Below are 7,787 nucleotides of genomic sequence, written 5' to 3' on the forward strand. Positions count from 1 at the left end.
ACGGTTTGTTGCAATTCGTTCGCATCCGGAGCGACCACAAGCCGGGCCGAGCCGCTATGTAGGCGGCCACATGACATTGCAGCCATTCTTGGCGGCGCCCACGATTCGCCGCCGGCTTACCCTCCTCGCCCCGCTCGCGCTTGCCGCCTGCTCCGTCGGGCCGGACTACGCCCTGCCTCGCCTGGGCCTGCCCGCCCGCTGGGCCGGCGCCCCGCCGCAGCCGCCCACCGAGGCCGAGCAGCCGCTGGGCCATTGGTGGCGCCTGCTGGATGACCCGCTGCTCGACACGCTGATCGAGGAAGCGGTGCGCGGCAATCTGGATGTCGCCTCAGCCGCCGCCAGCATCCGCGAGGCCCGGGCGGCGCGCGCGAGCAGCCAGGGCGCGCTGCTGCCCAGCGTCTCGGGCGGTGCCTCGGCCAGCCGCAGCCGTTCCTCCGCCCGCACCGCCAGCCAGTTCCAGGCCGGGCTCGACGCCGCGTGGGAGCTCGACCTGTTCGGCGGCAACCGCCGCGCGCTTGAGGCCTCGACCGCGGCCCTGGACGCCGCCGAATACAGCCTGCGCTCCGTGCTGCTGACGCTGGTGGGCGAGGTGGCCACCACCTATGTCGAGCTGCGCGGTTATCAGGCGCGGCTGGATCTCACGCGGCGCACCGCGGCGTCCCAGCGGCAGACGGCGGCGATGACGCAGGGCCTCTATCGCGCCGGCTCCTCCTCGGCGCTGGATGTGGCGCGCGCCAACGCCACCGCCGCCTCGACCGAGGCCCAGATCCCGGTGCTGGAGATCAGCTACGCCTCCTCGCTGTTCAGCCTGGGGCTGCTGCTGGGCCAGCCGCCCGCCGCGCTGGCACCCAGGCTCGAGACCGCGCGCCCCATCCCCGAACCCCGCCGCATGACCGGCGTAGGCGTGCCGGGCGACCTGCTGCGGGCACGCCCTGACCTGCGCGCCGCAGAGCGCCAGCTGGCCCAGGCCACGGCGCTGATCGGCCAGGCGGAGGCAAACCGCTACCCCTCCATCAGCGTCAGCGGCACGCTCTCCATCTCGGCCGCGCGCATGGGTGACCTCGCGCGCAACTCGGCGCTCGCCTGGTCCTTCGGTCCCAGCCTGAACATCCCGATCTTCCAGGGCGGGCAGCTGGCCGCCGCCGTGCGCCAGGCGGAGGCCCAGCGCGACCAGTATTACATCGCCTTCCGCGCCGCCGTGCTGACCGCCCTGCAGGAGGTGGAGACGGCCCTCGTCACCCTGACGCAGCAGCGCGAGCGGGTGGCGCGGCTGACCGAGACGGTGACCGCCCAGCGCGAGGCCGCCCGCCTCTCCCGCACCCTGTACCAGACCGGCGCCAGCGGCTTCCTGGATGTGCTGGATGCCGACCGCACCCTGTTCTCCGCCGAGGATTCCCTGCTGCAGAGCCGCATCGCCACCGTCACCGCCTTCGTGGCGCTGAACAAGGCGCTGGGCGGTGGCTGGGACGGCGAGATCGATACCCGGAGCCCCGCCGTGCAAGACACCGGCACCGGCCCCCGGCTGAGGACCACCACGCCATGAAGAAAGCCTATCGCCGCGGCATTGCCGCGCTGGTCCTGCTGGCCGCCATGGGCGGCGGGGCCTGGTATTTCCAGGACATGCTGCGCCCGGCCGAGGCGCCACAGCTGCTGACGGCGGCCGCCACGCTGGGCGATATCGAGCAGACGGTGCTGGCCAACGGCCAGCTGAAGCCCGCGCGTCTGGTGGCCGTGGGCGCCCAGGCCTCCGGGCGGGTCACCTCCCTGCCCGTCCAGCTGGGCCAGGTGGTGAAGCAGGGCGACCTGATCGCCGAGATCGACAGCATGACGCAGCAGAACTCCCTGCGCACCGCCGAGGCCAACCTGGCCAATATCCGTGCCCAGCGCGACCAAGCCGCCGCCAACCTGGTGCTGGCCGAGCAGACCCTGGCGCGCCAGCGCATGACGCTGTCGCAGCGCGCGACCAGCCAGGCGGACTATGACAGCGCCCAGGCCTCGCTCATGGCCACCCGGGCGCAGATCGCCTCGCTGGACGCGCAGATCGCGGCCGCCCAGGTGGCGGTGGAAACCGCGCGGGTGAACCTCAGCTATACCCGCATCACCGCGCCCATCGACGGCACGGTTCTGGCCATCGTCACCCAGCAGGGCCAGACGGTGAACGCCAACACCACGACCCCCACCATGGTGGTGCTGGGCGACGTGTCGACAATGACCATCATCGCCGAGATCTCGGAAGCCGATGTGGTGAACGTGCGCCCGGGCCAGGACATCTTCTTCAACATCCTGGGTGAGCCGCGCCGGCGCATCCCGGCCCGGCTGGCCAGCATCGACCCCGCGCCGCAATCCATCACCAGCGACAGCAGCATCTCCTCGACCTCCTCTTCCAGCAGCTCCAGCTCCTCCTCCTCGTCCAGCACCTCCTCCAGCCAAGCGATCTACTATTACGGACGCTTCGACGTGCCGAACCCCGAGGGCCGGCTGCGGACCTACATGACCGCGCAGGTCAACATCGTGCTGGGCCGCGCGCAGGGGGTGGTGACCATCCCCTCCTCGGCCCTCGTCCGTGGGCAGGGCGGGCAGCAGGCGGTGCGGGTGCAGGCGGATGACGGCAGCGTCTCCGTCCGGCAGGTGCAGGTGGGGCTGAACAACCGCATCCGGGCCGAGATCCGCTCGGGGCTTGCCGAGGGCGAGCGCGTGGTGACGGGCGACCGCTCGGCCTCCGGCGCCTCGGGCGGCTTCCGGCCCCCGCCGCGCATGGGGCTTTGACGTGGCGGAGGCACTGATCGAGCTGCGCGGCCTGCGCCAGCAGTTCCAGGCCGGCGAGGAAACCCTCACGGTGCTGAAGGACATCGACCTGACCATCGAGCGCGGGGAGATGGTGGCCATCGTCGGCACCTCGGGCTCGGGCAAGTCCACGCTGATGAACATACTGGGCTGCCTGATGCGGCCCTCGGGCGGCAGCTACCGCCTCGGCGGCAAGGAGGTCTCGACGCGGGAACCCGATGAGCTGGCGGCGCTCAGGCGCGAGTATTTCGGCTTCATCTTCCAGCGTTACCACCTGCTGGGAGACCTGTCGGCGCTGGGCAATGTCGAGGTTCCCGCCGTCTATGCCGGGGTGGACCGCGACGAGCGGCGCGAACGCGCGGCCGGCCTGCTGAAGCGCCTGAACATGGCGGACCGGCTGGACCACCGGCCGGGCCAGCTCTCGGGCGGGCAGCAGCAGCGCGTCTCGATCGCGCGCGCCCTGATGAACGGCGGCGAGGTGATCCTGGCCGACGAGCCGACCGGCGCGCTCGACCGCCACACCGGCGAGGAAGTGCTGGGCATCCTGGAGCAGCTGAACGCCGAGGGCCGCACCGTCATCATCGTGACGCACGACATGGCGGTGGCCGAACGCGCCAACCGGATCATCGAGCTGTCGGACGGCGAGATCATCGCCGACCGGCGCAAGCCCGCACGCCCCGCCCCCGGCACGCCGCGCGGCCAGGCCGCGGCCGGCGGGCGCCTGGGCATGATGGCCGACCGCGCGCGAGAGGCGCTGCGCATGGCGCTCATCTCGATGAACGCGCACCGGATGCGCAGCTTCCTGACCATGCTGGGCATCATCATCGGCATCGCCTCCGTCGTCTGCGTGGTGGCGTTGGGCGAGGGTTCGCGCAGGCGCGTGCTGGAGAACATCGCCTCGCTCGGCACCAACACGCTGGAGGTGTTTCCCGGCACGGGCTTCGGCGACATCCGGTCCAGCCGCATCCGCACCCTCGTGATCGGGGATGTGGAGGCGCTGCGGGAACAGGACTACGTCGCCGCCATCACGCCCACCGTCTCCACCAGCTCGAGCCTGCGCTTCCAGGCGACCGAGGCGACGGCGCTGGTGAACGGGGTCAGCGAAAGCTATTTCGAGGTGCGCGGCAGCCGGCTGGTCGAAGGCAGCCTGTTCGATGCGGAAAGCGTGGCGGGCTTCGCCCAGGATGCCGTGATCGACCAGAACGCCCGCACCGCGCTGTTCGGCAATTTCGAGGGATCGCCCATCGGCCAGGTGGTGCTGGCCGGGCGCGTGCCGGTGCGGGTGGTGGGCGTCATCGCCCAGCAGCAGGGCGGCTTCGGGGGCGCGCAGAACCCGCAGGTGTTCCTGCCCTATACCACCGTGCAGACGCGCTTCATCGGCAGCACTTCCCTGCGCAGCGTGACCATCCGCGTGGCCGACGACACGCCCACGGCGCTCGCGCAGCGCGCGGTGACGCAGCTGCTGACCCAGCGCCACGGGCGCGAGGATTTCTTCATCCTCAACACCGACGACATCCGCCAGACCATCACCAGCACGACCGAGACGCTGACATTGCTGATCGCGGCGATCGCGCTGATCTCGCTGCTGGTCGGCGGAATCGGGGTGATGAACATCATGCTCGTCTCGGTGTCGGAGCGCGTGGGCGAGATCGGCGTGCGCATGGCCGTCGGCGCCCGGCACGGGGATATCCTGCAGCAGTTCCTGATCGAGGCCGTGCTGGTCTGCCTGATCGGCGGGTTGCTGGGCGTGGCGCTCGCGCTCGGCTTCGGCTGGGCCTTCGCCCAGGCCGGCTCCAGCTTCCGGCTGATCTACACGCCGGGGTCGATCGCGCTGGCCTGCCTGTGTTCCAGCGCGATCGGCGTGGGCTTCGGCTATCTGCCGGCGCGAAGCGCCGCGCGGCTGGATCCGGTGGTGGCACTCAGCCGGGATTGAGCGCGCCCTCGGGATGCGGCCCACGGCCGATCAGGCCGGGGGCGCCTTTCCCGTCCGCGCATCGGCGGGCTCAGGGCCGGCCGATGCTCGTGTACTTGAACCCCGCCTCGATCATGCTCTTGCGGTCATAGACGTTGCGGAAATCGCAGAACACGTCGCCGCGCATGACGGCCTTCAGCCGGTCAGGCGGCAGGGCCCTGAACTCGTTCCACTCCGTCAGCAGCACCGCCGCATCGGCATCCGCCAGGGCCGCCATGGCGCTGGGCGCGAACTCCGTGGATGCGGGATACGCCTGCCGCGCGAAACCCATGCTCTGGGGATCATAGGCGACGACCGAGGCACCGGCCGCGGCCAGCGCCGGCAGCACGACCAGCGACGGCGCATCGCGGATGTCGTCGGTCTCGGGCTTGAAGGCCAGGCCCAGCACCGCGATGCGCTTGCCGCGCACATCCCCGCCCATCGCCGCGATCACGCGCCGGGCCATGTCCTCCTTGCGGGCATCGTTGACGGCGATGGTCGTCTCGACCAGCCTGAGCGGCGTGCCGAGGTCGACCGCCGTGCGCGCGAAGGCCAGCGTGTCCTTGGGGAAGCAGCTGCCGCCATAGCCGGGGCCCGGGTGCAGGAACTTCCGCCCGATACGGCCGTCCAGGCCGATGCCGCGCGCCACGTCGTGCACATCCGCACCCGCCGCCTCGCAGAGGTCCGCCACTTCGTTGATGAAGCTGATCTTCATCGCCAGGAAGCTGTTGGCGGCGTATTTGATGATCTCGGCCGTTTCCAGGCTGGTGGCGACGATCGGCGTCTCGATCAGGTACAGTGGGCGATACAGCCGGCGCAGCGTTTCCAGCGCGCGCTGCCCGTGCTCATTGTCCTCCGTGCCCAGCACCACGCGGTCCGGGCGCATGAAGTCGCCGATGGCCGCGCCCTCGCGCAGGAATTCGGGGTTGGAGGCGACCGTGATGTCGGGGTTGATCGGCCGCACCAGCTCGATGAGGCGCCGGCCCGTGCCCACGGGCACGGTGGATTTGGTCACCAGCGTCAGCGGCCGGGTGGCCGCCCGTGCCACCTGCTCGGCGGCGGTGAACACATAGGTCAGGTCCGCATGGCCGTCGCCGCGGCGCGAGGGGGTGCCGACGGCGAGGAACACCGCCTCCACACCCTCCATCGCGTCTTCCAGCGTATCGGGGAAGGTCAGGCGGCCATCGCGCACGTTGTCGGCGACCAGTTTGTCGAGGCCTGGCTCATAGATCGGAATCCGGCCCTCGCGCAGGGCCGCGATCTTGGAGGCATCCTTGTCGACCAGGGCGACCTGCACGCCGAACTCGGCAAAGCAGGCGCCGGAGACAAGGCCGACATAGCCGGCACCCAGAATGGCAATCTTCATGGAAGCGGAACCTGAAAGGGACGGTCGGCGGCACCGTAGCAAAAAGCCGGCCCGGGGGATGCCCCCTCCCGCGGATGGGGAGGGGTGACGATCCTATGAAAGCAGCTTGTCGAGCACGCGGTTAAGGCCCTGCTGCCAGCTCGGCATCTCGATGCCGAAGGTGTCGCGCAGCTTGTCCAGGACCAGCTGGCTGTTGGCGGGGCGCACCGCCTTGGTGGGGTATTCGGCCGTGGTGATCGCGTGAACGACGGGTTTCGGGCCGCCACGGGCCGAGGCCGCCTCGAAAATCGCCTCGGCGAAGCCGTGCCACGAGACATGGCCGGCGTTGGTGGCGTGGAAAACGCCGCGATACCGTTCCTGCCAGCCGGTTTCCCGCAGCCTGGCGAGCACCTTGGCGATCGCGTCCGCAAGGTCGGGTGCGGCGGTCGGGTTGCCCCACTGGTCCGCCACCACCTTCAGCTCGGGCCTGCTGGCCCCCACGGCCAGCATGGTCTTCACGAAGTTCTTACCCACCGGGCTGACGACCCAGGCGGTGCGCATGATGACGGTCTGCGGATTGGCCGCCAGCGCCGCCCATTCGCCCGCCAGCTTGGTGCGGCCATAGGCGCCGACCGGACGCGGCTCGTCGGTCTCGACATAGGGCGTGGGCTTCTGCCCGTCATAGACGTAGTCGGTGCTGATCTGGATGAGCGGGATGCCTGCCTCAGCCGTCAGCCGGCCCAGCAGGGCGGGGCCCAGAGCATTGGCGCGAAACGCGCCGGGCTCGTCCTCCTCGGCCGCATCCACGGCGGTCCAGGCCGCGCAGTTCACCACGGCATCCGGCCTGAGGGTCCGGAAGGCGGCCTCCACGGTCTCAGGCTTGTCGAACTCAAACTCGGGCTGGCCCACGGCCATCGGCTCGAAGCCCATCGCCGGCAGGGCATCCAGCAGGCCGGTGGCGAGCTGCCCGCCCTTCCCCGTCACCAGGATCCGCTTCATCAGACGCTTCCCTCGGGGAACACGGGCGCGAGATCCGCCAGCTTCGGCGCCACCCGGTCCTTGTCGGACAGCACGGGCCCGCCGGGCGGCAGCGGCCAGTCGATGCCCAGCGCCGGGTCGTTCCACAGGATGCCGCCATCGGCTTCCCGGTTGTACTCGGCGTCTACCTTGTAGAGCACCTCGGTATCGGGCTCGAGCGTGATGAAACCGTGCGCGAAGCCGCGCGGCACCCACAGCTGCTGCCAGTTCTCGGCAGAGAGCTCCTGCGCCACATGGCGGCCGTAGGTGGGCGAGCCCTCGCGGATATCCACGGCCACATCCAGGATGCGACCGCGCACCACGCGCACCAGCTTGCCCTGGGCATGCGGCGCGCGCTGGAAGTGCAGGCCGCGCAGGACGCCGACTTCGCGCGAGAGGGAATGATTGTCCTGCACGAAGGCCACGTCGAAGCCCTGGGCGGCCAGGGCGGAGCGTTTCCAGACCTCGCTGAAGAAGCCCCGGTCATCGCCGAAACGCTTGGGTTCGATCAGCAGAACTTCGGGGATGGCCTGCGGCGTGATCAGCATCAGCGTGCGCCTCCGGCCACTTCGATCATATACTGCCCATAGGCTGTCTTTCCGAGAGCCCTTCCCTGCTGGGCGAGTTGCTCGGCGTTCAGCCAGCCCTGGTTGAACCCGATCTCCTCAGGGCAGGCCACCACCAGCCCCT

General features: G+C 70.3%; 6 protein-coding genes. 3 read left to right on the plus strand and 3 right to left on the minus strand.

All coding sequences use genetic code 11. The features are described 5' to 3' along the window. Positions 1-70: 70 nt before the first annotated feature. From EOD42_RS14870 to EOD42_RS14880, 3 genes are read left to right on the plus strand one after another with little or no spacing between them, the layout of a single operon-like run. Entirely contained in the window at positions 71-1,543 is a 1,473-nt protein-coding gene (locus EOD42_RS14870; protein ID WP_127788318.1) for an efflux transporter outer membrane subunit, read from the plus strand. Further along, a complete protein-coding gene (locus tag EOD42_RS14875) occupies positions 1,540-2,766 on the plus strand; it encodes an efflux RND transporter periplasmic adaptor subunit (RefSeq protein WP_127788319.1) in 1,227 nt (408 codons plus the stop codon). The genes EOD42_RS14870 and EOD42_RS14875 overlap by 4 nt, the downstream gene beginning before the upstream one ends. Before the next feature lies 1 nt (position 2,767). Then, positions 2,768-4,717 (plus strand): MacB family efflux pump subunit, encoded by a 1,950-nt coding sequence (locus EOD42_RS14880; protein WP_127788320.1) that lies wholly within the window; start codon positions 2,768-2,770, stop codon positions 4,715-4,717. Positions 4,718-4,787: 70 nt separating this feature from the next. Here EOD42_RS14880 and EOD42_RS14885 read toward each other — a convergent pair whose 3' ends face one another. The 3 genes from EOD42_RS14885 to rfbC form a co-directional block, all read right to left on the minus strand. Beyond that, on the minus strand, positions 4,788-6,101 hold the full coding sequence (locus EOD42_RS14885; protein WP_127788321.1) for a UDP-glucose dehydrogenase family protein: 1,314 nt from the start codon (positions 6,099-6,101) through the stop codon (positions 4,788-4,790). A 93-nt stretch (positions 6,102-6,194) separates the two neighbouring features. Next, positions 6,195-7,079 (minus strand): dTDP-4-dehydrorhamnose reductase, encoded by an 885-nt coding sequence (gene rfbD, locus EOD42_RS14890; RefSeq protein ID WP_127788322.1) that lies wholly within the window; start codon positions 7,077-7,079, stop codon positions 6,195-6,197. After that, complete coding sequence (rfbC, locus tag EOD42_RS14895; RefSeq protein ID WP_127788323.1) at positions 7,079-7,645, minus strand: dTDP-4-dehydrorhamnose 3,5-epimerase; 567 nt, start codon at positions 7,643-7,645, stop codon at positions 7,079-7,081. The genes rfbD and rfbC overlap by 1 nt, the downstream gene beginning before the upstream one ends. Between the last annotated feature and the right edge of the window lie 142 nt (positions 7,646-7,787).

Origin of the sequence: Rhodovarius crocodyli (assembly GCF_004005855.1) — a bacterium.
Classification (GTDB): Bacteria; Pseudomonadota; Alphaproteobacteria; order Acetobacterales; family Acetobacteraceae; genus Rhodovarius; species Rhodovarius crocodyli.